Annotated in this window: 19 protein-coding genes; 8 read left to right on the top strand and 11 right to left on the bottom strand. The window is 55.3% G+C overall.

Going from position 1 to position 22,663, the window contains the following annotated elements; all coding sequences use genetic code 11:
* Positions 1–92: 92 nt before the first annotated feature.
* Together WA318_RS00535 and WA318_RS00530 are read right to left on the bottom strand one after the other, a co-directional pair.
* Positions 93–872: an SDR family oxidoreductase gene (locus WA318_RS00535; RefSeq protein ID WP_336079467.1), complete on the bottom strand. Its 780-nt coding sequence runs from the start codon at positions 870–872 to the stop codon at positions 93–95.
* A complete protein-coding gene (locus WA318_RS00530) occupies positions 872–1,195 on the bottom strand; it encodes a nuclear transport factor 2 family protein (RefSeq protein ID WP_336079466.1) in 324 nt (107 codons plus the stop codon). The genes WA318_RS00535 and WA318_RS00530 overlap by 1 nt, the downstream gene beginning before the upstream one ends.
* A 99-nt stretch (positions 1,196–1,294) precedes the next feature.
* Here WA318_RS00530 and WA318_RS00525 point away from each other — a divergent pair, with 99 nt between their 5' ends.
* Entirely contained in the window at positions 1,295–2,230 is a 936-nt protein-coding gene (locus WA318_RS00525) for a LysR family transcriptional regulator (protein WP_114096161.1), read from the top strand.
* Positions 2,231–2,334: 104 nt separating this feature from the next.
* Here the strand turns inward: WA318_RS00525 and acs are convergent, their stop codons facing one another.
* A complete protein-coding gene (gene acs / locus WA318_RS00520) occupies positions 2,335–4,278 on the bottom strand; it encodes an acetate--CoA ligase (protein WP_336079463.1) in 1,944 nt (647 codons plus the stop codon).
* A gap of 496 nt (positions 4,279–4,774) precedes the next feature.
* Between acs and rmuC the strand changes: the two genes are divergently transcribed.
* On the top strand, positions 4,775–6,280 hold the full coding sequence (gene rmuC / locus WA318_RS00515; RefSeq protein WP_336079461.1) for a DNA recombination protein RmuC: 1,506 nt from the start codon (positions 4,775–4,777) through the stop codon (positions 6,278–6,280).
* 154 nt (positions 6,281–6,434) lie between these two features.
* Positions 6,435–6,953 carry a peptide deformylase gene (gene def, locus WA318_RS00510; protein WP_114096158.1) on the top strand — a complete coding sequence of 173 codons (519 nt, stop codon included), beginning with the start codon at positions 6,435–6,437 and terminating at the stop codon, positions 6,951–6,953.
* Between the two features lie 67 nt (positions 6,954–7,020).
* On the opposite strand, the gene WA318_RS00505 is transcribed toward def, so the two are convergent.
* Entirely contained in the window at positions 7,021–8,007 is a 987-nt protein-coding gene (locus tag WA318_RS00505; protein WP_336079459.1) for a methyltransferase type 12, read from the bottom strand.
* 105 nt (positions 8,008–8,112) lie between these two features.
* Between WA318_RS00505 and fmt the strand changes: the two genes are divergently transcribed.
* Both fmt and WA318_RS00495 read left to right on the top strand, forming a co-directional pair.
* Entirely contained in the window at positions 8,113–9,039 is a 927-nt protein-coding gene (gene fmt / locus WA318_RS00500; RefSeq protein WP_336080431.1) for a methionyl-tRNA formyltransferase, read from the top strand.
* On the top strand, positions 9,039–9,593 hold the full coding sequence (locus WA318_RS00495) for a GNAT family N-acetyltransferase (RefSeq protein WP_336079457.1): 555 nt from the start codon (positions 9,039–9,041) through the stop codon (positions 9,591–9,593). The genes fmt and WA318_RS00495 overlap by 1 nt, the downstream gene beginning before the upstream one ends.
* 4 nt (positions 9,594–9,597) lie before the next feature.
* On the opposite strand, the gene WA318_RS00490 is transcribed toward WA318_RS00495, so the two are convergent.
* On the bottom strand, positions 9,598–10,581 hold the full coding sequence (locus tag WA318_RS00490; RefSeq protein WP_336079455.1) for a LysR family transcriptional regulator: 984 nt from the start codon (positions 10,579–10,581) through the stop codon (positions 9,598–9,600).
* Positions 10,582–10,721: 140 nt separating this feature from the next.
* Between WA318_RS00490 and WA318_RS00485 the strand changes: the two genes are divergently transcribed.
* Complete coding sequence (locus WA318_RS00485; RefSeq protein ID WP_114096153.1) at positions 10,722–10,904, top strand: hypothetical protein; 183 nt, start codon at positions 10,722–10,724, stop codon at positions 10,902–10,904.
* Positions 10,905–11,249: 345 nt separating this feature from the next.
* Here WA318_RS00485 and WA318_RS00480 read toward each other — a convergent pair whose 3' ends face one another.
* From WA318_RS00480 to WA318_RS00455, 6 genes are all read right to left on the bottom strand, one after another.
* Positions 11,250–12,560 (bottom strand): MFS transporter, encoded by a 1,311-nt coding sequence (locus WA318_RS00480; RefSeq protein ID WP_336079453.1) that lies wholly within the window; start codon positions 12,558–12,560, stop codon positions 11,250–11,252.
* A 205-nt stretch (positions 12,561–12,765) separates the two neighbouring features.
* Positions 12,766–14,781 carry a TRAP transporter permease gene (locus WA318_RS00475; protein WP_336079452.1) on the bottom strand — a complete coding sequence of 672 codons (2,016 nt, stop codon included), beginning with the start codon at positions 14,779–14,781 and terminating at the stop codon, positions 12,766–12,768.
* 5 nt (positions 14,782–14,786) lie between these two features.
* The gene (locus tag WA318_RS00470) at positions 14,787–15,296 is read right to left on the bottom strand and encodes a DUF1850 domain-containing protein (protein ID WP_336079451.1); all 510 of its coding nucleotides are present in this window, start codon (positions 15,294–15,296) and stop codon (positions 14,787–14,789) included.
* Positions 15,293–16,258, bottom strand: coding sequence for a TAXI family TRAP transporter solute-binding subunit (locus WA318_RS00465; RefSeq protein ID WP_114096149.1), 966 nt, complete (start codon positions 16,256–16,258; stop codon positions 15,293–15,295). Before WA318_RS00465 ends, WA318_RS00470 begins: the two co-directional genes overlap by 4 nt.
* A gap of 466 nt (positions 16,259–16,724) precedes the next feature.
* Positions 16,725–18,122 carry a sigma-54-dependent transcriptional regulator gene (locus WA318_RS00460; RefSeq protein WP_336079448.1) on the bottom strand — a complete coding sequence of 466 codons (1,398 nt, stop codon included), beginning with the start codon at positions 18,120–18,122 and terminating at the stop codon, positions 16,725–16,727.
* A complete protein-coding gene (locus WA318_RS00455; RefSeq protein WP_258548565.1) occupies positions 18,119–19,819 on the bottom strand; it encodes a sensor histidine kinase in 1,701 nt (566 codons plus the stop codon). Before WA318_RS00455 ends, WA318_RS00460 begins: the two co-directional genes overlap by 4 nt.
* A gap of 331 nt (positions 19,820–20,150) precedes the next feature.
* On the opposite strand from WA318_RS00455, the gene WA318_RS00450 reads away from it, so the two are divergent.
* Together WA318_RS00450 and WA318_RS00445 are read left to right on the top strand one after the other, a co-directional pair.
* Positions 20,151–20,867, top strand: a complete 717-nt coding sequence (locus tag WA318_RS00450; RefSeq protein WP_114096147.1) for a response regulator transcription factor — start codon at positions 20,151–20,153, stop codon at positions 20,865–20,867.
* Positions 20,868–20,955: 88 nt separating this feature from the next.
* Positions 20,956–22,605: a sensor histidine kinase gene (locus tag WA318_RS00445; RefSeq protein ID WP_258548564.1), complete on the top strand. Its 1,650-nt coding sequence runs from the start codon at positions 20,956–20,958 to the stop codon at positions 22,603–22,605.
* The last annotated feature ends 58 nt before the right edge of the window (positions 22,606–22,663 follow it).

Here is a 22,663-nt window from a genome sequence, read left to right as displayed (position 1 = left end):
AAAAGCCCGATGCGCAAGGGCCTGCCCTGTTCGGGGGCCTTTGTCGCATGCGGGACAAAGGCCTTGAATGGCGGGGCCCCTGTTGGGCTTGGTCAAACCGTCGGGACTGTGCCGCCATCAATAACATATTCTGTACCAGTGATCGCGCCTGCGCGATCAGAGGTGACAAAGGCGATCAGGTTGGCGACTTCTTCGGGGCTGGCCGGACGGCCAAGCGGGATCCCGCCCAGCGAGTCCATGATGATCTTTTTGCCGCCTGCATAGTCAGTCCCGGCTTGGGCTGCCAGTCGCTCGGTCAGACGCACGGCGGCTTCTGTTTCAATCCAGCCCGGTGAAACCCGCACGACCCGGACACCTTTGGGCGAGACTTCCTTTGAAAGCGCCTTGCTGTATGTCGACAAGGCGGCCTTTGCCGCCGCATAGGCGGTTGTCGATTCCGGTAGCGGCAGTTGTCGTTGAATGGAGGAGACGTGAACCACCACGCCATGCCCCTGTTTGATCATGTCGGGAACAAGCTGTCGGTCCAGACGCACCGCGGGAAACAGGTTCAAATCAAGTTCCTGATGCCAGTGCATATCTGAAAGGGCGCCAAACCCGCCAGCAGGAGAAGATGACCCGCCGAGCATGTGGACAATAATATCAACCCCGCCAAGCCGTTGCCGTGCCGCTTCGGCGACTGATATGCATCCTTGATCCGTTGTCAGATCGGCGGCGATAAACGCATCTTCGGGAAGGGTTTCGGGGCGGGAACGTGCGGCAGTGATCACGTTTGCGCCAAAGTCGCGGAACAGTTGGAAGGTTGCAGCGCCTGCACCTTTTGTGCCGCCGGTTAGCAGGACGCGTTTTCCGGTAAGTTTCAGAAAATCTGTCATTATTCTACACCCATTTCGGTGATCTTGCCGTCTTTGACGTGGAAGAAATAATCGAGTGTGACCGGACTGTTGGGGAAGGTGCCACTGACCTTGGCGCGGACGGTGACCCTGTCGCCATTTGTGTTTGCCTCGATCGGTTCGGCAACATGGTTGTACTTTGCCTTGGCCGCCAGCCACCAGGTGCGTATTGCGCCCGTGCCGGTATGGTTTTCACCTTCGTCATGAACAATTGCGTCTGATGAGAAAATGTCGGTCAGAAGATCGGCGTTTTGGCCTTGATCAGCACTGAAATAGGTTTTCACGGCATTAGGCATATCCATCATCTGTCTCCGTATTGGTGATTGATTGTTCGACAGATAGTCCTGAAATATTGTATCAACAATAAGGATAATTCTTCATGTAGTGATGAATGGATCGGGATAATGGATCGTGTCGTATTGAACGATCTGGATGCTGTAATGGCAATTTCCAGACGGGGAACGTTTCGGGCGGCGGCGGTTGACATGGGCGTGTCGACGACTGCACTCAGTCATGCCATCGGGAAGCTTGAGGCGGGTCTTGGTGTTAGATTGTTCAATCGTACAACACGCAGTGTTTCGCTTTCGGATGCAGGCAAACTGTTCGTTGAACAGGTGGGCCCGGTTCTTCAGAACATGCATGATGCACTTGAAGTTGTGCGTTCCCAGCGCGAAACGCCATCTGGCACCATTCGGATCAATGCAGCCCCGTTCGCAGCCCGCGAAGTGATTTCGCCACTTGTGTTTGAGTATCTACGGCGGTTTCCGGACATGCATGTTGATGTTGTGACGGAAGGGCGGCTGGTTGACATTGTTGCGGAAGGTTTTGACCTTGGCGTTCGCATCCGGGATCTCATTCCCAGTGATATGATTGCAGTACCGCTTGGCAATGCGCAAAAATACGCCATCGTTGCATCACCCGAATATTTCGCGCATCACGGCAAGCCAATGGTTCCGCCTGATCTTTTGAACCACAAATGTGTTCGTGTTCGCTTGCCGGACGGGTCGGTTTTCCGATGGCGGTTCGAAAAGAATGGGGAAGCCGTTCAGATTGATGTGAACGGACCCGTGACGCTCGATGAGGCAAGTCTGGCGCGGGCTGCAGTCTTGGAAGGTGTCGGGGTCGGATGCTTTATCGAGCGAGACGTATTGGCGGATATCGAATCAGGGAGACTTGTTCGCGTTCTGGAGGACTGGACATTCCCGCTATCCGAGCTGTGTCTTTATTATCCCGGGCGCCGCAACCTATCGGCAGGACACAAAGCTTTCATCGCGCTTGCGCGTGAACTTGGCCGTCGGGGTGCAGGGCAAAGAAACGGTGTGTCGCCAGTCGAACTGTAAGGGCCATCTTGTCCGTCGGGGATTTGTGCGTGTCCATTGAATAAGAAAAGCCCGCCGAAATCTCGGCGGGCTTTCTGTGTGGATCGATCTTGAGGGATCGGACCTTAGCGGTTCTGGCGGTTTTCGATCAGATCGTCGACCACGCCCGGATCGGCAAGGGTCGAGGTATCGCCAAGCTGATCATATTCGTTAGCGGCAATCTTGCGCAGGATACGGCGCATGATTTTGCCCGAACGGGTTTTCGGCAGACCCGGTGACCACTGTATGAAGTCCGGGCTTGCGATCGGGCCGATTTCCTTGCGGACCCATTTGACCAGCTCAAGACGGAGCTCCTCGGTCGGTTCTTCACCGGCATTAAGGGTGACATAGGCATAGATGCCCTGACCCTTGATGTCGTGCGGAACGCCAACCACGGCGGCCTCGGCAACCTTGGAATGGGCGACAAGCGCGCTTTCGACTTCGGCCGTGCCCATACGGTGACCAGATACGTTGATCACGTCATCGACGCGACCGGTGATCCAGTAGTAGCCGTCATCGTCACGACGGGCACCGTCGCCGGTGGTGTAGACATTGGCGAATGTGCTGAAATAGGTCTGGATGAAGCGTTCATGGTCGCCATAGACCGTACGCATCTGACCCGGCCAGCTGTCCTTGATCACAAGGTTGCCATCGGTCGCACCGGTCAGTTCCTTGCCCTCGTTATCAAGAAGGGCAGGCTGAACGCCAAAGAACGGAAGTGTTGCCGAACCCGGTTTAAGGTCGGTTGCGCCTGGAAGCGGGGTAATCAGGATGCCGCCGGTTTCGGTCTGCCACCAGGTATCAACAATCGGGCAATTCCGTTTGCCGACATGCTCGTGATACCATTCCCAGGCTTCGGGGTTGATCGGTTCACCAACCGAACCAAGGATGCGCAAGCTGGACAGATCGGCCTTGTTTACCCACTGTTCGCCTTCGCGCATCAGGGCACGAATGGCGGTTGGTGCGGTATAGAAGATATTGACCTTGTGCTTTTCGCAGACCTGCCAGAAGCGCGATGCGTCCGGATAGCTCGGCACACCTTCGAACATCAGGGTCGTGGCACCATTGGCCAGCGGGCCGTAAACGATATAGCTGTGACCGGTCACCCAGCCCACATCGGCCGTACACCAGTAAACATCGCCTTCGTGGTAATCAAAGACATACTGATGGGTCATGGACGCATAAACAAGGTAGCCACCCGAGGTGTGCAGAACACCTTTCGGCTTGCCGGTCGAGCCCGAGGTATAAAGAACAAACAGCGGGTCTTCGGCATTGACTTCGGTCGGCGGGCAGTCGGCGGATGCCGCTGCGCAGACTTCGTGATACCAGACATCGCGGGTGTCGTTCCAGGCAACGTCCTTGCCGGTGCGTTTGACGACGACCATTTTCTCGACCGATTTCACGCCCGGATGAGAAAGCGCTTCGTCCGCATTGCGCTTGAGCGGAACCGCACGACCGCCCCGCAGGCCTTCGTCAGAGGTAATGACAACCTTCGCACCGCAATCCTCGACGCGACCGGCAAGGGCTTCGGGCGAGAAGCCGCCAAAGACGATGGAATGGATCGCACCGATGCGCGCGCACGCCAGCATGGAGACAGCGGCCTCGGGGATCATCGGCAGATAAATGACAACGCGGTCACCCTTGCCAACACCCATCGATTTCAGCGCATTGGCGAAACGGCAGGTGCGCTCGTACAGATCGCGATAGGTGATATGTTCGGAAACGTTGGGATCATCGCCTTCGAAAATGATGGCGGTCTGATCGCCGCGCTTTTCCAGATGGCGGTCAAGGCAGTTGGCGGCAACGTTCAGCGTGCCGTCTTCATACCACTTGATATAGAGATCCTTGGCGTCATAGCTGACATTTTTGACTTTGCTGTATGGCTTGATCCAGTCAATGCGCTTGCCATGTTCGCCCCAGAAGCCATCCGGGTCCTCGACCGACTGTTTGTACATGGCGTCGTATTTTGTTTTGTCGATCAGGGCATTCTTTGCGATGTCGCCGGGGACGGGATAAACGTTCGCAGACATATGTGGCCTCTTGTTCGTTTCCTGTGGTCTCGTAATGCGCCGGGTGGGGGTTCCTATTTCCGGTGTGTCGGAAAGGAGTCTGTCCCGATGCGGTATTTCGGTGCGGTTCAGGGATCGGTTTTGCCGCGGTGCCTGTTTCGTTACGGAATACAGGGCGGACAAAATGATCCTGTCGCTTGCGCCCTATGCTAGTGCGCAGAAGATATTCAGGGAATACAACTTTAGGACTGCTCAATATGGCGGATTGCCTGCCGAAATTCGGGCGCAAATGACCCGCGTATCGGCGTAGATGAATGAGATCAAGACGTACAGGTTTGGTTGGTGGCGTCGATTGTTCCTGAATATCCCGTTGATATATAGTTGAAATTTCCATTCATGCCAGCAACGGTTTACAGAAATTCGGATCTGTTTTGATCGCATTCATTTTTGTTCGGTTCTGGATTTGATGGAACAAAACAGATACAAAGAGTCCAGGCGATAAACAAATGGTGGGACAATGGATCCGATTTCTTTGGCCGCAGGCGCGGTTGGCGCGGCTGTTCTGGCGCTGGTTTTCTGCATCTTGATGATCAAACGCAGCAAGGATGCCGCCAATGCCGAAACAGAGTCGCGCACCGCATTGCTGGCATCCCAGCTTGAACAGACCGAAGCAACCCGGCGTGATCTGGCAGCAGAACTGGCCGTGACGCGCGACAAGCTCGCGGAAAGTTCGGAAAAGCGGGCCATTGCCGAAACCACAGCCAACCGGGTGCCGATCCTTGAAGCCGAGATGAAGGAACTGCGTGTTGCCCTTGATCACTGGCGCGAAAAGGGATCGGAGCTTGAGACTGCACTTGAGAAAGAGCGCGAGGCGGCGGCTGAAAAACTGGCGATGCTTGAAGATGCCAAGACCAAGCTTCTTGATAGTTTCAAGGCGCTGTCATCCGATGCGCTCAAGATTAATAATGACGAGTTCCTGAAACTTGCACGTGAAAACTTTTCGCGCCTTCAGGAAGGGGCGAAGGGCGATCTGGAAAAACGTCAGCAGGCAATTGATGGCCTTGTGAAACCCATCAAGGAACGTCTTGAGGCCTTTGATACCAAGGTTAACGAACTTGAAAAAAACCGCAAGGAAGCCTATGGCGAGCTGCGCGAGCAGGTTGGAACCCTGGTGCAATCGCAGAACCGGCTTTCGAAGGAAACCCAGACGCTCAGCTCGGCCTTGCGGTCAAGCTCGTCGGTATCGGGCAAGTGGGGCGAGTTGCAGCTTAAGCGCATTGTCGAGCTGGCCGGGATGCTCAAGCATTGTGATTTTGACGAGCAGGTCCATTTCAACACCGACGAGGGCATCCAGAAACCCGATATGGTCATTCACCTGCCGGGTGGGAAAAACATTGTGGTTGATGCCAAGGCCCCGACATCGGCCTATCTCGAGGCGATTGACGAGAAATATGACGATGAACGCCGCGAAGCATTGATGGCGACCTATGTCACCAATGTGCGCAAGGTGATCACGGACCTTTCGAAGAAATCCTATTGGAAGTCGGTCGACAGTCCGGAATTCGTGGTGCTGTTCCTGCCCGGGGAAAGCTTCTTCTCGGCGGCCCTTGAACGCGATCCGCGTTTGATCGAGGACAGTTTCCGCGATGGCGTGATCCTTGCGACCCCGACCACCTTGCTGGGATTGCTCAAGGCGGTGGCATATGGCTGGCGTCAGGAAGCATTGGCTGAAAATGCGCGCGATATCAGCGAGATTGGCCAGCAGCTGTTTGATCGTCTTGGCACGCTTGCCAAGAATTTCAGCACCATGGGCAAGTCGCTTGAAAGCACGGTCAAGAATTACAACAAGACGCTTGGTTCGCTTGAAGGATCGGTTCTGGTGTCGGCCAGGAAGCTTAAGGAAAAGCATATCGTTGCCGATGACCGCATGATCGAGGAACCCGCCCCGTCCGAAACCCATGTACGTGACATTACAAAGATGGAACTTCTGGCCGGGCCGGACGACAATCCCGCCGAGGAATAAGGGTGGATCGGGGTATCAACCGGGTGTGACATGGCTGATACCCGCCATCGATTGGCCCAGCTTTCTTGACTTGGACGTCGGGAAACCTTATCTCGAAGCGCGAAATTCGCTATAATACAGACCAGAATTCAGTTCGAAATCGGATCAGAGACCCATGGCCCTGCGTGAAATCCTTATCGTTCCAGACCCGCGCCTGAAAAAGGAATGCGAACCGGTCACGGACGTGAATGATGAGATCAGAACCCTGCTTGATGACATGCTTGAAACCATGTATGCGGCACCGGGAATTGGTCTTGCGGCACCGCAGATCGGTGTGATGAAGCGCGTTGTCGTCATGGATGTATCCGATGACAAGGACAAGCCCGAGCCGATGAAACTGATCAACCCGGAGATCATCTGGGAGTCCGAAGACACGTCGGTCTATCAGGAAGGCTGTCTGTCGATCCCGGAACAATATGCCGATGTTGAACGCCCGGCCGAGGTCGGCGTGCGTTACCTTGACGAAAATGGCAAGGAACATGAGATCGAGGCAGAAGGCCTGCTTGCGACCTGCATCCAGCATGAGATTGATCATCTCGACGGTGTTTTGTTCACCGATTATCTGAGCGCGCTCAAGCGCAACATGATTCTGAAAAAGGTCCAGAAGCTTCAGAAGACGAAAAAGTCTGCCTGATGACGCTGATTACACTGTGATCTGATGCAAAGGGGCCGGTTATCCGGCCCTTTTTATTTGTCCGGATTTATTTACCCGGGCGTTTGAGTGTGTCGGGATCAAGACCGGCAATCCATCCTTCGCGCTTACGGATGCAGGGATCGTCTGGCAGAAATTCGGGACGCTTGCCATCGGCGATCCGGATCAGTCCCATAACACCAACCAGCGCATCAAACGCATCATCCTTCCCCTGTTCCGGGCCAAATCCCGATTGGATGTCGGCGAGGACGGCAGGGCTTATTTCAATCCCGTTTTCGGGGGCATAGGTGCGCAGATGTTTGATGGCATCTGCACGGCTTTTCTGATTTGATTTAGTTAACTCACTTATGCCCAGCCAGTCATAGATTTCACCGGGATAGGTTTCGATCAATGTGACGCCGGGTTGGGCAGAACAGGTTGCAAGATCACCATCAAACGGCCAGATATGAAAGCCGTTGCGATATCCGGGGATGACCAGATGTTCAAGACCATGGAGCATGCCCTTGCCGACCTGATTGGCCCCCAATGTCCAGAAGGACGGGCACGCGGCGTTGCGTTTGTCGGTCGGGAATTCGCATTGGCGATGCAGATCAGTGAAATCAGACAGCCCAAGCGCCGAAACAAGATGTTCGCGCTTTACACTGCCCTTGATGCCCGATGATTTAGGGTAGAAGGGACGCCGGTGGGAAATCTGGTCGGGGGTTTCACAGACGTCGGAGAATTCGCGCCAATCCTTGGTAAATAGCAGATCTGTGAGTGTCTTGAAGTCGGCTATATTTGCGCCATCATACCAGTAGCGGGCAAAGCCGATGGGCATATCAAGTCCCAGCCAGATGCGCTGGTCCCGGCCACGCTCGTACATGGAATGGCGAAACTGGTTCAGCATCCCGACCGGTTCGATGGCATGTATTTGCCAGCCGCTTGTTGTCCGGCGGGCTTTGGCCACCCAGCGGGCCTTGACCGATATGCTCCAATCGGCATGCCAGATATGATCAACCGGGTATTTGCGCGGCTTGAATAAGGCTTGGCTTGTCATTTCGACAAGATAGCGCCAAATTGCCGCCCTGGAATAGCAAAGACCGCCGGTCTTGCCCCGATTTTGTGATGAATGCCCAATCTTGTGATGAATGGACGTGACGATATGACCAAGCTGCGTATTGCCTTTATGGGAACCCCGGACTTTGCCCTTGTGGCGCTTAAGGATCTGGTTGCAGCCGGGCACGATGTTGTGTGCGTCTATTCCCAGCCGCCGCGTCCGGCCGGCCGTGGTCAAAAGGAAACGCCAAGCCCGGTTCATGGATGGGCCGCCGAGCAGGGCATAGAAGTCCGCCATCCCGTATCGCTTAAGTCCGACGAGGAAAAACAGGCCTTTGCCGATCTTGATCTCGATGTTGCGGTGGTGGCGGCCTATGGGCTTATTCTGCCCAAGGCGATCCTTGATGCGCCGAAATATGGCTGTCTGAACATTCACGCATCACTGTTGCCGCGCTGGCGCGGGGCGGCCCCGATCCAGCGGGCCATTCTGGCAGGCGACGCGGCGACGGGGGTTACCATCATGCAGATGGATGTCGGGCTTGATACCGGCGATATGCTTCTGATCCGCGACATTCCGATTACCCCGGAAACCTATGCCAATGCGCTCCATGATGATCTGGCAGCACTGGGCGGGGAGATGATTGTTGAAGCGCTGGATAAGCTTCCAAAGGGTGAACTGACGGCAACCAGACAGCCCGAGGAGGGCGTGACCTATGCCGCCAAGCTTGAGCGTGCCGAGGCCAAGCTTGATTTTGCCGATGATGCGGCGAGTCTGGAACGGAAAATCCGTGCCTTTACGCCATGGCCGGGAGCCTATTTCGAACTGGGCAAGGAACGGATCAAGGTGCAAGCCGCCGAAGTGATCGACCAGTCCGGTCCGGTCGGCGAGATTCTTGACGATGCCCTGACAATTGGTTGTGGCAGCGGGGCGCTTCGCCCGACCCGCATTCAGCGCCCGGGCAAGGCCGCGATGGATACCGATGCGGTGCTGCGCGGTTATGACAAACTGGCAAAGGGCGTGGTTCTGGGCTGATGGCGGGGGATATTGTACGCCCGGACCGCGCCAATCCGGCTGATCTTGTCATTCGTCCGGCCTTTAACAGCGATGGTGACGCGATCGCGGTCCTGATCGCGGGGGTTTTTGCCGAATATCCCGGCTGCGTCTTTGATCGCGGGCTCGAATTCCCCGAACTTGATGCGATTGCCGATGATTTCAAACAGGCCGACGGGCGGATCTGGGTTGTGGTTGATCCGGCGGCGCGGGTTCTGGGGTGTTTTGGTGTTAAATATGACGCGGCGACCAGGGAAGCAGAACTTCACAAGGTCTATCTGCATCGCGAGACCCGTGGGCAGGGCATGGCCCAGAAACTGATGGCCAAGGCGCTGGCATGGTTGGTGGAGAACCATCCGGATTGCGCAACCGTGATGCTCTGGACCGATACGCGGTTTGAAGCGGGTCATCGCTTCTATGAGAAATGCGGCTTTGCGCGCACAGGCGAAAGCCGCATCCTTGATGATCTTAGTGCCTCGTCGGAATATCAGTTCCGCTTTGACTTTGCGGCCTATCTGAAAGCCCTGTCGTTCTAGGTCCTTATTGATCCGCCGGTTCGGTCGGTCCGCCATCGGCGGGCGCGGCATCAGCGGGGCGACGCACAGAACGGGCATCGCGGAAGCCAAGCTCCCATGGCGGGACCGGGGTGAATTTTTCGGCCAAAAAGTCGACAAAGGCGCGGACCTTGGGCGACAGGTGGCGCTTATGCGGATACACCGCCGAAATCCATGCCTGATCATGGACATATTCGGTCAGAACCGGGGTGAGACGTCCGGTACGGATATCTTCATGAACCAGATATTCAGCCAGACGCGCCATGCCAAGACCGGCCAAAACTGCTTCGTGAAGCACGTCACCGTCATTGGCTGAGAACGACCCCTGTGCGCGGAAGGCCACGTGACCGTCCGGGGTTTCAAAGTGCCAGTCGTTAAAGCTTTCGCGCGATGACAGATGCAAACAGTTATGGTTTTCCAGATCCTGCGGCTTGCGCGGGATGCCGTTCTTTTCGAGATATTCCGGCGAGGCAACAATCATTCGGCGGTTGACCGCATATTTGCGCGCGATCAGTGACGAATCTTCAAGAGCGGACAGTCGAATGGCCAGATCATAACCATCGTTGACCAGATCGGTGAATTTATCATCAAGCGTCAATTCGATCCGGACATCGGGGTAGCGGGCCAGAAATTCCGGGATCAGGGGGACTACCTGCATCTTGGTGAAGGCAACCGATGCGTTGATGCGCAATGTACCGCGCGGAGCGGCATAAAGCTGGGTGACGACTTCTTCGGCTTCCTCGATCTCGTTTAAGATCGTGCGTGCGCGTTCATAAAAGGCACGGCCTTCCTCGGTCAGGCTGAGCTGACGGGTGGTGCGCATCAACAGGCGTGCGCCCAGCCGGTCTTCCAGTCGGGAAATGTATTTCGACACGGCTGACGGGGACAGACGCATAGTCCTTGCAGCGGCTGAGAAGCTTCCTTCCTCAACGGCATGGACAAAGATTTCCATTTCCGCGGCACGATCCATATTTCGGCATTCCTATTTATGACATTCTTTCACAAGTAATGTGCATATTGAGCTAATTCTCTTTCCCGGTAAAGAAAATTAGATTGAGTTCATCGAGAGCGACACGGCGTCGCAACGAACGAAATTTTTAGGAGGTCACCATGGCCACTTACGAAGAAATCACCACCCGTTACATCTCCGCCACCGAAATTGAAGCAGGTGTACGTAAAGGTCAGCAGCTGCGCGCTGAGTTCGTAGGTTCCTTCTTCCGCAACCTGTTCAAAGGTTCGGACAAGGCATCCGACATCAAGCATCCGGCCGGTACCGTTGGCGGTGCTGCCTGATCAGACGATTGCGCGCGGTCGAGCACCGATTGAGTTTCCTCCCCAAGAGGTGCTCCCGCACGCTGGACTACCGATTTCTATCTAGCGTCTTCCTCCCTATTTGACGCTGTTTTCCCGACTGGCCCGGTCACTTTTGTGATCCGGGCCATTTTTTTCGGCAATTGGCAGCACCGGCCTTTGCAAAGGGCAGCGTAAAACAGGCCCGGCAGCATGTGGGGCGGTATCGTATCGACTGCTAAGGGTTACCCCGGGATGTTGTTTGCTTGGCTGCCCGGATCCGCCTGTGTGTCGGGTGATCCTGCCTGTCTTGCGGTCTGCGGAGCGGCTGTTTTGCCAGCCGCCCGGCTATTGCGAATCCTGTGGGCTGATGCCCGGCGGGACGTAGAAGCCTGGACGTTCAGACAGCCAGGACAGGATGCTGATCACGGCCATGACAATCAGGGTGGCCATCAGCATGACCTCGATGGAAATGTCGGCGGCAAACATCCAGCCATAAATCGCCGGTCCCATGGCGGAGGCCAGCACCATCACAGCGGTCAGGGTGCTACGCACCGCCCCGATTTCATCAAGCGGCACCAGTTCGGGAATGATGGCGGTGCGCAGGGTGGTGGCGAAACCGACGGTAATACCGACCAGACCCATATAAATCAGAATGACAAAGGGTTGAGTGGTTGATGCAAGGACAACAATTCCCAGCATCATCGGGATCAGATGCCAGGGAAACAGTCGGCGCGCGGAATGTTTGTCAATCAGCGGACCGCTGCCAAAGGCCCCCATCACCGATGTCACGGCAAAAACGGTAAAGCCCGCCGCAAACCAGCCAAGATCAATATCCTTATGACTTGAAATCGTCCCCTGATGGAAAAACAGGGCGGTCATGATCAGGGGCGGTGCAGCCAGCATCGGCATACAGAACCAGACATAAAGCGATCTGAACAGGCGGGGATGTTCCGGACCGGATGGCGCAGCCTGATCATTGCTGTTATCGGCGTTAAGGGCGGTTTGCGACTCGCCATTGGTTGCGGATGCGGTTTTGGGGGCAGTTTTGTCCTTGCGAGCCGGGGCGGCACGGAATTTCTGATCACCGCGGATCAGCAGAATGGCAACCGGTATCAATACCCCCACGATAAAGGCCGCCGACCCGGCATAGGTATAGCGCCAGCCGACGGTGGCAATCAGTGCGAGAAGTGTCGCCGGAAGGATCGCCTCGGCCAGTGGAAAGCCGAAACTTGCGATCGCAAGGGCGCGCCCGCGATGCTTGCTGAAATAGCGTGCGATGCCGGTCATGCTGACATGGCTCATCAATCCCTGCCCGGCGAGGCGCAAGACAAACAGGGCGGCAATCAGCATCCAGACATTGCTGGCAACCGAAATCATCACACAACCAAGGGCAAGAAGCCCCAAGGTGGCAAGGCTGTAGGACAGGATATCGACCTTGTCGATCCAGCGCCCGACGACCGGCAGACACAGCGCGCTGCCAATCGTGATTCCGGCATAGATATTGGCAAACTCGGTCGCGTTCAGACCGAGGCTTGCGGAAATGAACGGAACAAAAAGCGCAACCAGAAAGGTCTGACCAAAGGAAGAGCCGAAACTGTGTAATACGCCAAAGGCAAGCTGCCTTGGGGCCTGACGCAGCAGAAGAATAAACTGCATGGAAGATGATGTTTCCGGAGTTAAAAGGGGCGCGTTCAGAAGCAGGATTTATTTGTATGAGTAATACTGTATCGATTCAATTCCGGTCGGTCTACTGCCCGGTCGGGTAGGGTGGAACGAATGTTGACCTGAAGGGAACCGCCCCAAAGAAAAAGCCCGCAGGGGTGAGGCTGCGGGCTTTGTTCAAAGGTCTGTCAGGTGGTGCCTAGCTGGTGACAGCGCTTGGCGTTGCGCCGTTCTTTTTGCTTTTCCACCAGTTAAAGCCAAGAACCACAAGCAGGACGACGGTGCCGGCAATTTCAGCTTTGACGTCGGGATAGAACACGCCAATCGTTGCCGGAACGATCACGATGCGCGAAATCACATCCATATGATCAAACAGATAGCCTTCAAGGGCAGCAGCAAAGGCGACCAGACACAGGATGGCGGTAAAGCCGGTCCACAGAACGATCTCGATTGCGCCGCCTTCGATGATTTCCGGATTGAAGACCATGAAGGCCGGGATCAGATACAGGCCCTTGGCGAATTTCCAGGCCTGAATACTGGTCTCCATGGGGCTTGCATTGGCGATTGCCGCCCCCGCGAATCCCGCCAGCGCAATGGGTGGTGTCACGTTACTGTCCTGCGAGTACCAGAAGACCACGAGATGGGCGATCAGTAGCGGGATACCGAACTCGTTCGACAGTGCCGGACCGACCAGAACGATCAGAACGATATAGGATGCCGTCACCGGCAGACCCATGCCGAGGATCAGGCTGGCCAGCAGAACCAGTACAAGGGCCAGAACGATGTTGCCGCCAGAAAACGCGATCATCATCGACGAGAATTTCAGGCCGAGGCCGGTCAGACCGACAACGCCAACGATGATCCCGGCAACCGCACAAGCCATCGAAACGGCAACGGCGTTTTTCGCACCGAGTTCAAGAGCGGCGATGGTAATCGCGATGCCCTTTTTGATGGCCTGTTTCAGCCCGTCATGGGTCGGCTTTTCACCATTTTGCGGGGCGACCACGAAATACCAAAGGGCATAACGCAGGGCTGCAACCGCCATAACCGAAATGATGGCCCAGAAGCCGACGCGCATCGGCGAGATATTGAGCACCAGCAGATAAATCAGAATGCCAAGCGGCAGGATGAACTGCCAGCCTTCCTTGAGAACTTCACGCCAGTCAGGCAGTTCTTCGACCGGCATGCCGCGCATGCCGTTCTTGAGTGCGACGATGTGGACGAACAGATAAACCGTTCCGAGATACAGGATCGCCGGGAAGATCGAGATCATGACGATGTCGAGATAGGGCACCTGGGTATATTCGGAAATCAGGAAGGCACCAGCACCCATCAGGGGCGGGGTGATCTGGCCGCCCGTAGATGCCGCAGCTTCAATACCACCGGCCTGTGCCGGGCGGTAACCGAGTTTCTTCATCAGCGGAATGGTGAAGGCGCCGGTTGTCACAACGTTGGCAATTGCCGATCCACTGATAGATCCCATCCCGGCCGATGCCAGAACCGCAGCCTTGGCCGGGCCGCCGGCCTTTTTACCCGTGGCGGCATAGGCCATGTCGATAAAGAATTTGCCCGCGCCGGTGACTTCAAGGAAGGCACCAAACAGCACGAACATGAAGATATAGGTCGCAGCAACCCCCATCGGCAGGCCATAGATGCCTTCCTGACCAAGGTAGAGCTGACCGACAAGGCGATCAATATCGGCACCGCGATGGGCCAGAATGCCCGGAAGCCATTCGCCAAGCCATGGAAGAGCGCCACGCGGACCCGAAAGGGCATAGATGATGGCGACAATGCCGATCACGGTCATGCCAAGGCCGACTGCACGGCGGCTTGCTTCGAGCACGGTTACGGTTGCAATCACACCGATGATCAGGTCGGTGTTGCTCCAGAAACCGGCGCGATTGATGATCGCATCCAGATAGAAGGATAGATAGAAGCCTGTCGTAAAGGCACCGGCGAGGAAGGCGATATCAATCATCCATCCGAGTGCGCCGCGCTTCTTGTTGCTGCCAAATACCGGGAACATCAGGAAGGCAAGGAACATGACGAAGGCAAGATGGATGCTGCGCTGATAAAACAGACCAAGCGGCTCGATCCCGGCGCCATACATCTGGAACAGGGAGAGTGCGACAGCAACAATCGAAATTGCCAACACAACCATCTTGGGTTGTGGCAGTTTGTCCGTCATGGACGGAAACGGTGCCGGTTCAGACATTAAACTTATTCCCCGGTATCAAGGCGGATGGTGACACGTGTGTGTTCAGCCATCTTTGAAAGATAGATTTCGTCACCATCGGTTGTGACGATACGGTGATTAACTGCAAGAGACCCGACGCGCAGCACATAGGCGTTGCCCGCTACAGGTTCATCAATATCTTCGATCCAGTATCCACCGCCTTCGGCGCTGGTCAGTATCCCACGACCGGGGAAATGTCCCAGTCCTGCCGCGAAGTCGGGTTGATAGGCGCGATGAAGAACCATCTTGCCGAGATCGTCTATGTAACAGTCGATCACGCCATCACCGGTAACAGAATGATTCCAGTAAAGGCACCAGCCGGTCTGTCGTGGAATGTCGGTCCTTGCGAGAACCGAACCATCCGGGCCGATAACTTCAAGATGATCGACGGTGGTGCCGGGTTTGACTTCCTGTTGGCTGGCAGGGCCAGCACAGGCTGTGATCGAGAGAAGAAGGGCGGCCAAAAGAGGCCGCCCAACCTTTTGCGAAATCATGGACGCAGTTTTTCCGGGATCGGGAAACCGGTTTCTTCATAGTAACGAAGGGCGCCCGGATGCATCGGGATCGGGGTCGAACCCAGTGCGAAGTCAATGGTGGTATCGTTGGCTGCCGGATGGATGGCGATCAGTTCGTCGACCTTTTCAAACAGGGTCTTGGTAATCTGATAAGCCAGTTCCTCGTCCATTTCGTCGCTTACGAACAGAACGTTCGGGGTCGAAATGGTGTTAACCGGTGCGGTTACGCCTTCGTAGATGCCTTTGCGCAGGGCATAGGGTGCGAAGGTCGGTTCTGCATCAAGTGCTGCGAGGATTTCATCATCGGTCAGCGCGATCAGCTTGATGTTACGCGTGGTTGCAAGGTTCAGGATCGAGCTTGTGGGCGGGCCGACGCTCCAGAAACCGGCATCGATGTCGCCATCGCGGATTGCATCAGCGGTTTCGTTGAAGTTCAGGCGCTGCTCTTCGATGTCATCATAGGTGATGCCATTGGCTTCGAGCAGGGTTTTGGCCGAAACTTCGGTCCCCGAACCCGGTGCGCCAACAGAAACGCGCTTGCCCTTAAGGTCGGCAAGGCTGTTGATGCCGCTATCGGCAAGGGTAACGAGCTGAACAGCGTTCGGATAGATCGAAGCCAGTGCGCGCACGTTATCAAGGGTGCGGCCTTCGAATTTGCCGGTTCCGGTGTAACCTGCATAAACGGTATCGGCCAGACCGATTGCGATGTCACTGTCGCCACGGGAAACAAGACCCATGTTTTCAACAGATGCACCGGTAACTTCGGCAACGGCACTTGAACCATCAATATATTTCGTGATCAGTTCCGCAAGGCCACCGCCATACGGATAATAAACGCCGCCGGTCCCGCCGGTTGCGATCGAAAGCTGCTGTGCTGAAGCAGAAGTAGCGGTCAGCATCATGGCTGCGGCTGCTGCGGAAAGCAGAGTACGTAGCTTCATGGTAGTCCTCCCTAGGGTTAACACTTCTAATGTCCAATTAATCAAAGATCGCTACAGAATACGGTTCTTCACGTTCTTTACCGGCCAATTGTCATGGCCTGTTATTCTTGGATTTCACGGATGTCCGGTGTGGCTGTCATGATGACATGAAGCCTGGTCGCTTCCGGTTCCGTTCGACGCCAGCTGCGCACAAAGCAATTCTGGCAGGTCGATGAAATCATGTCAGAGAGTTGATATACAAAACAGCCATCTGGAAAACCCGGATCGGGCTGGCTGTCTGAATCTCCTCCCTGTGTTTTTGTCATTTTATCATTTTGGTACTCGAATGTGCAATGAGTATGCCAAAACAGGAATAAAAAATATTATTTAAAATCAAATACTTATTTTGGGCTTAATTGAGAAATCGGCATAATATTGCCGATCTGAGGATTTTGATCGGCGGAATGTTGCCGATATGCCGATCTGATCAGAGTGGCTTGTCGCGCCGGATGTTCAGCTTTTTCATCTTTTCATTCAGGGTCCGGCGCGGGATGTCGAGTTCTTCCATCACCGATTTGACATTGCCGTCATGGCGATCAAGTGCATCACGAATGACGCGTTCCTCGAAGTCACGGACCTGATCGGCAAGCGCAAGGGTCGTTGATGGTTTGCCTGCCGGATCAAACCCGCCCTTGAACAGGCGTTTGAACCGTTCTTCAGCACTTCCGACCAGCAAGACATACCGTTCCGCCATGTTTTTAAGTTCGCGGACATTGCCGGGCCATTCATGGGCCTTGAGTTGCGCGATCAGTGCCGGTGTCAGTCGTTCATAGGGGCGCTCGAACCGTTCGGCCGCACGTTCGGCAAAGATATCAAACAGAAGGGCGATATCATCCTTGCGATCCCGCAAGGATGCGATGGCCAGTTCAAAGGTATTGATGCGAAACAGAAGGTCTTCACGGAAATTGCGCGCGCTGACCGCATCAACCAGATCTTCGTTGGTCGCACAGATCAGCCGGAAGTCAACTTTGACCGGTGCGTTTGAGCCAACACGCACGACTTCGCGCTGTTCGATCACGCGCAGCAATTTGGCCTGAAGGGCCAGCGGCATGCTTGAGATTTCGTCAAGAAACAGCGTACCGCCAATGGCGTGTTCGATCCAGCCGATCCGTTGGCTGGCCGCCCCGGTGAAAGAGCCTTTTTCATGACCGAACAGTTCGCTTTCAGCCGTACTTTCGGGAATGGCAGCACAGTTTACAGCGACGAATTTTTCATCATGCCGGTCACTGAGATCGTGGATGGCGCGTGCGACCAGTTCCTTACCGGTACCGGTTTCACCCGAAATCAGAACCGGGACTTCGGTCGGGGCAATATTGGCGATTTCGTCCTTAAGCGCACGCATCGGCAAAGAATTGCCGATCAGGCGGCTGTCCAAACTGCTGCGGTGGATGATCTGTTGACGAAGCTGGCGGTTTTCGAGAACCAGACGACGCTTTTCAATGGCGCGTTCGAGACTTTCGACAATGTCTTTGGGCTCGAACGGTTTTTCGACGAAATCATATGCGCCGCTTTTCATTGCCTCGACCGCCATCGGGACATCGCCATGGCCGGTCATCAGGATGACGGGAATATCGGAATCCGCCGAAAGGACGGATTTGGTAAATGTGATGCCATCAAGTTTGGGCATTTTCACATCCGTCAGGATGACACCAGCAAAATCGGGACGGATATCGCGCAGCGCCTCGCGCGCGTCCTCATAGACCGTGACATCGAAATCCGAAAGTTCCAGCCATTGCGACAGCGCCATGCGCATCGCGGCATCGTCATCAACAATGATGATGTGCGGTTTGGTGATCGGATCTTGCATCTGGCTGATTGACGTCACTGTTTACTGTTCCTGAGCAGCGGCAAACGAACTTCGAAGCAGGCACCGCCCATTGTGGTGTTATAGGCTTTGATGGTGCCGCCAAAGTCCCGCACAATGCCATAAGTTACTGAAAGTCCCAATCCCACACCTTGTCCCGGATCCTTGGTGGTAAAGAACGGGTCAAACAGAAGTGCCAGCGTTTCGTCATTCATGCCCGGTCCGGTATCGGTGATGTGCATGGTAACATCATCGGCATCGGTGGCCAGGTCGATGCGGATGCGTTTAACCCCGCTATCTTCCATTGCATCAAGCGCATTGCGGATGATGTTGACGCAAATCTGTTCGATCCGGACCAGATCGGCCCGGATGATCAGGGGGTAATCCGGTTCGTTGCGTTCCAGACTGCAATTTTCGGACTCAAGCTGCGGACGCAGAAGTTGCAAGGCGTTCCCGAGAGCAACTTTCAAATCAACCGGTTCAAGCACACCAGTCGATTTGCGTGAAAATGTCTTGAGCTGTCCGGTAATCGCGCCCATGCGTTCGGTCAGGGATGAAATCTGGCTGATATTCTGGTCAAGCTGGTCGGTTTTGCCGCGGTCAAGCATCAGTTTGGCACTGGCACAGAAAGTCCGGATTGCGGTGATCGGCTGATTGATTTCATGGGCGATGGCTGCGGACATCTGACCGAGGGCGGCCAGTTTTCCTGCCTGGACCAGTTCATTCTGGGTGCCGCGCAGCTCGTCTTCGGTCTTGCGGCGTTCGGCAATTTCTTCTTCGAGCCGGGTATTAAGCGCCTGGATGCGTTCAAGTTCGCGGGCTTCACGCTGGGATGCGAGTTTAAGCTCGCGCTCGCGCAAGAACAGGATCAGCAAAACGATCATGCCCCCGCCAATGATGGCGATCAGCATGACAGCGGCCTGACGGTCGGTAACCTGATCCATCGAGGTCAGATAGAAGATGCGCCAGTCACTGCCGCGGATCGGTTTGCTGTCAAACAGGTAACGGTGGGAACTGATGGTGACGATGCCCGAACCTTTTGCCAGTTGTTGCCCGACATTCAACGATGTCAGTTCGCGGCCGGGATATTGGCGGTTCAGGTTGATACGGGTGCGATCAGTATCGGAAAGCGGGGACAGGGTCCGGTATTTCCAGTCGCCGCGACTGGTCAGGGTGATCACACCGTCGGCATCGGCAACGAAAACGGTTTCGCCGCCTTCCTGCCAGTTCATTTCAACTTCATCGAGTTCGAGTTTGACGACGACGACACCGATGATCTCGCCATTCTGGAAAATCGGATTGGAGATGAAAACACCAGCGCGTCCGGTGGTGACGCCGATCCCGAAAAAGAATCCCTCGTTCCCGGCAAGGGCCAGACTGTAATAGGGGCGGAACGAATAGTCTTCGCCAACAAAACTGTCCGGTGTGTTCCAGTTGCTGGATGCGACGGTGACACCGGTTCTATCAAGAACATAAAGGGCTGCTGCACCGGACCGGTTGTTGACCCGTTCCAGATAAAGATTGGCGATCTGGGCTGTTTGCGGGTCAGAGATGGCCTGGATCACCTGATGATGGCGGGCAACCACATAGGGAAGGTAGCGATACCGGTCAATCGCCGCACGCAGGGAGCTGTCATAAAGGGCCAGACGGGCCTGACCGGTTGATTGCAGTTCGCGGATGGTCAGATTGCCGGTCGAACTGACGGCAAGCCAGACCACCAAAGCCGATATCAGCGTGCCGACAAAGGTCAGGCTTGCGCGACTGAAATTGCGTAACCAGTAAAAAATTGCGGCCTCCGATCCCGTTTGGGACCCTTTTTGTGTTTTGCGCGTTTGTACCGGGTCCGCGCTTTTATCCTGATGGGGTGATTGTTATTGGGCAGAATGGCGCAAAGTCAACAAATACAGGCAAGACGTGCCAGAGATGATGCGTGTATTCGATGAGCCTTAATTATGCCGCAAGTGGTTATTTTTTCGCCACATTGGAATGTAAATTGTATAGTCACAAAACTAACGAACGAATTGTATCTGTCCAGATGACGAGGTCCAGGTGAGTAAGATCGCACTTGTTGATGACGACCGTAATATCCTGACGTCTGTTTCCATGGCTTTGGAAGAAGAGGGTTATGAGGTCCTGACATATTCCGATGGTTCGGAGGCATTGCATGCCCTGACCAAGGAAGAGCCGGATCTTGCCGTGCTTGATATCAAGATGCCGCGTATGGATGGACTGGAACTTCTGACCCATCTGCGCAAGAAAACCGAAATGCCGGTGATCTTCCTGACGTCCAAGGATGACGAGGTTGATGAACTGACCGGTCTGCGTCTTGGCGCGGATGACTACATCAAAAAGCCGTTCTCGCAGCGTTTGCTGATTGAACGTATCCGCACATTGCTGCGCCGTTCGGAAATCATGCGGGCCGGTGGTATTCGCCCGAACGGGTCCGATGATGTGTTGCAGCGCGGGGATCTGGTTCTTGATCCGTCACGCCACATGTGCAGCTGGAAAGGGCAGCATGTGAACCTGACCGTGACCGAGTTTCTGTTGATTCAGGCACTGGCAAAACATCCGGGTCATGTGAAGAACCGTGACCAGCTGATTGATGCGGCCTATGGCGAACATATCTATGTCGATGACCGCACCATCGACAGCCACATCAAGCGCCTGCGCAAGAAATTCCGCGAGACTGACAAGGAATTCAAGGAAATCGAAACCCTGTATGGCGTTGGCTACCGCTATCGCGACTCTGCCACGGTGGCAGGATAATCAGATGAATTCTGGTGCCGGAGCATGTCTGTTCCGGCACCTATCGTTTTGCAGGCCCGATCCAAGCGGGCCAGTTACGCAGGTTTGAATGAGCGATCAAAGCGCTGGCGATCATGACCAGACGACAGGCCAGTCCGAAACACGGGCGGCACGCATAGAGGAACGCCACGGGCTGTTTTCCCCTTTGACCTGGCGCATTCTTGCCGTGAATGCGCTGGCTTTGTTTGTGCTGGTTGCAGGTATTCTGTATCTGGGCCGCTACAAGCAGGAACTTATTCATTCCGAACTTGAAGCCATGGCCGTGCAGGCGGAAATGTATGCCGCCGCCCTTTCGACGTCTGCGGTCAGTGCCGAAGATGATGCGACCAACCGGGTGAAGCTTGAAGTCGCGCGCGAGATGGTGCGTCGGCTTGTTGGCATTACCGGCGCACGCACACGGCTTTTTGCCACCAATGGCAAGCTGATGGCTGACAGCCGTAATATCCAGTCCTTTGGCGCGGGCACCATTCAGGCCGAAGAACTTCCGGCACCGGGCGAAGAAGATGCCTTTGCCGATATCATGCGCAAACTGACCGACGGGCTTCTGACCCTGTTTGAAGGCGAGCAGCCCTTGCCGCTTTATGTCGATCCGCCCGTGGCAAGTGCAGCCGATTACCCCGAAGTTCGTGCGGCATTGGCGGGGTATTCGCGCGGTGTTGTGCGTGTGGATAGCCAGGGACGCCGGGTCTTGTCGGTGTCGGTTCCCGTGGCGCGTTTCAAGCAGGTTCTGGCATCGGTGATGCTGACCAAAAGTGGCGACACAATTGAAAGCGCGCTGCATGCGGTGCGGCTTGATATCCTTAAAATCTTTGTTTTTGCCTTTGGCATTACGGTGTTGCTGTCGATCTATCTGGCTGGCGTGATTACCCGGCCGTTAAACCGGCTGGCGCGTGCAGCCGAACGGGTCCGGCGCAGCAAGAACCGCCAGTTCACCATTCCCGATCTGTCGGATCGCCGCGACGAGATCGGTGATCTGTCGACCACGCTGCGCGATATGACCGAGACCCTTTGGGACCGCATGGATGCGATTGAACGGTTTGCCGCCGATGTGGCGCATGAAATCAAAAACCCGCTGACATCGCTGCGCAGTGCGGTGGAAACGGCAACGCGTCTCAAGGACCCGGAACGCCAGCGTCGCCTGATGGAAATCATTGCCGAGGATGTGCAGCGTCTGGATCGTCTGATCAGTGATATTTCCGACTATTCGCGGATGGATGCCGAATTGTCGCGCGCGGAATCCGAAGAAGTTGATCTTCGGGTTCTGCTGCAAACACTGGGCGAACTTTATAATGCCGATCCTTCCGGGCCGCGTATCCGGGTGTCTGTCCCCGAAAACCTGAATGTTCCGGCCCTTGAAAGCCGGTTGACCCAGGTGTTCAGAAACCTGATTTCAAACGCGATTACCTTTAGCCCCGAGGGCGGTGAAGTCCGGGTTCGGGCATGGCGTGACAAGGAACGTGCGATCATCACGATCGAGGATGACGGTCCGGGTATCCCGCCGGGCAAGGAAGAGGCGATCTTTAACCGCTTCTATACCGAGCGCCCCGCAACCGAGAAATTCGGCCAGCATTCGGGACTTGGTCTTTCGATCTCCAAGCGGATCATTTCGGCCCATAATGGTGAACTGAGCGCACAGAATCGCGTGGTCGGGGACGAGGTAAAGGGTGCTATCTTTACCATTCGTCTGCCGCTCGAATAGGGAATCGGCACCAAAAAACCGCGAAACGCTTATGCGGAAGGTCAGGTTTACGCGTTTG

This window comes from Thalassospira sp. CH_XMU1448-2, from assembly GCF_037027285.1.
GTDB lineage: Bacteria > Pseudomonadota > Alphaproteobacteria > Rhodospirillales > Thalassospiraceae > Thalassospira > Thalassospira profundimaris_C.
The sequence above is the reverse complement of the archived record's forward strand: the minus strand, read 5'-3'. Positions and strand labels throughout refer to the sequence as shown.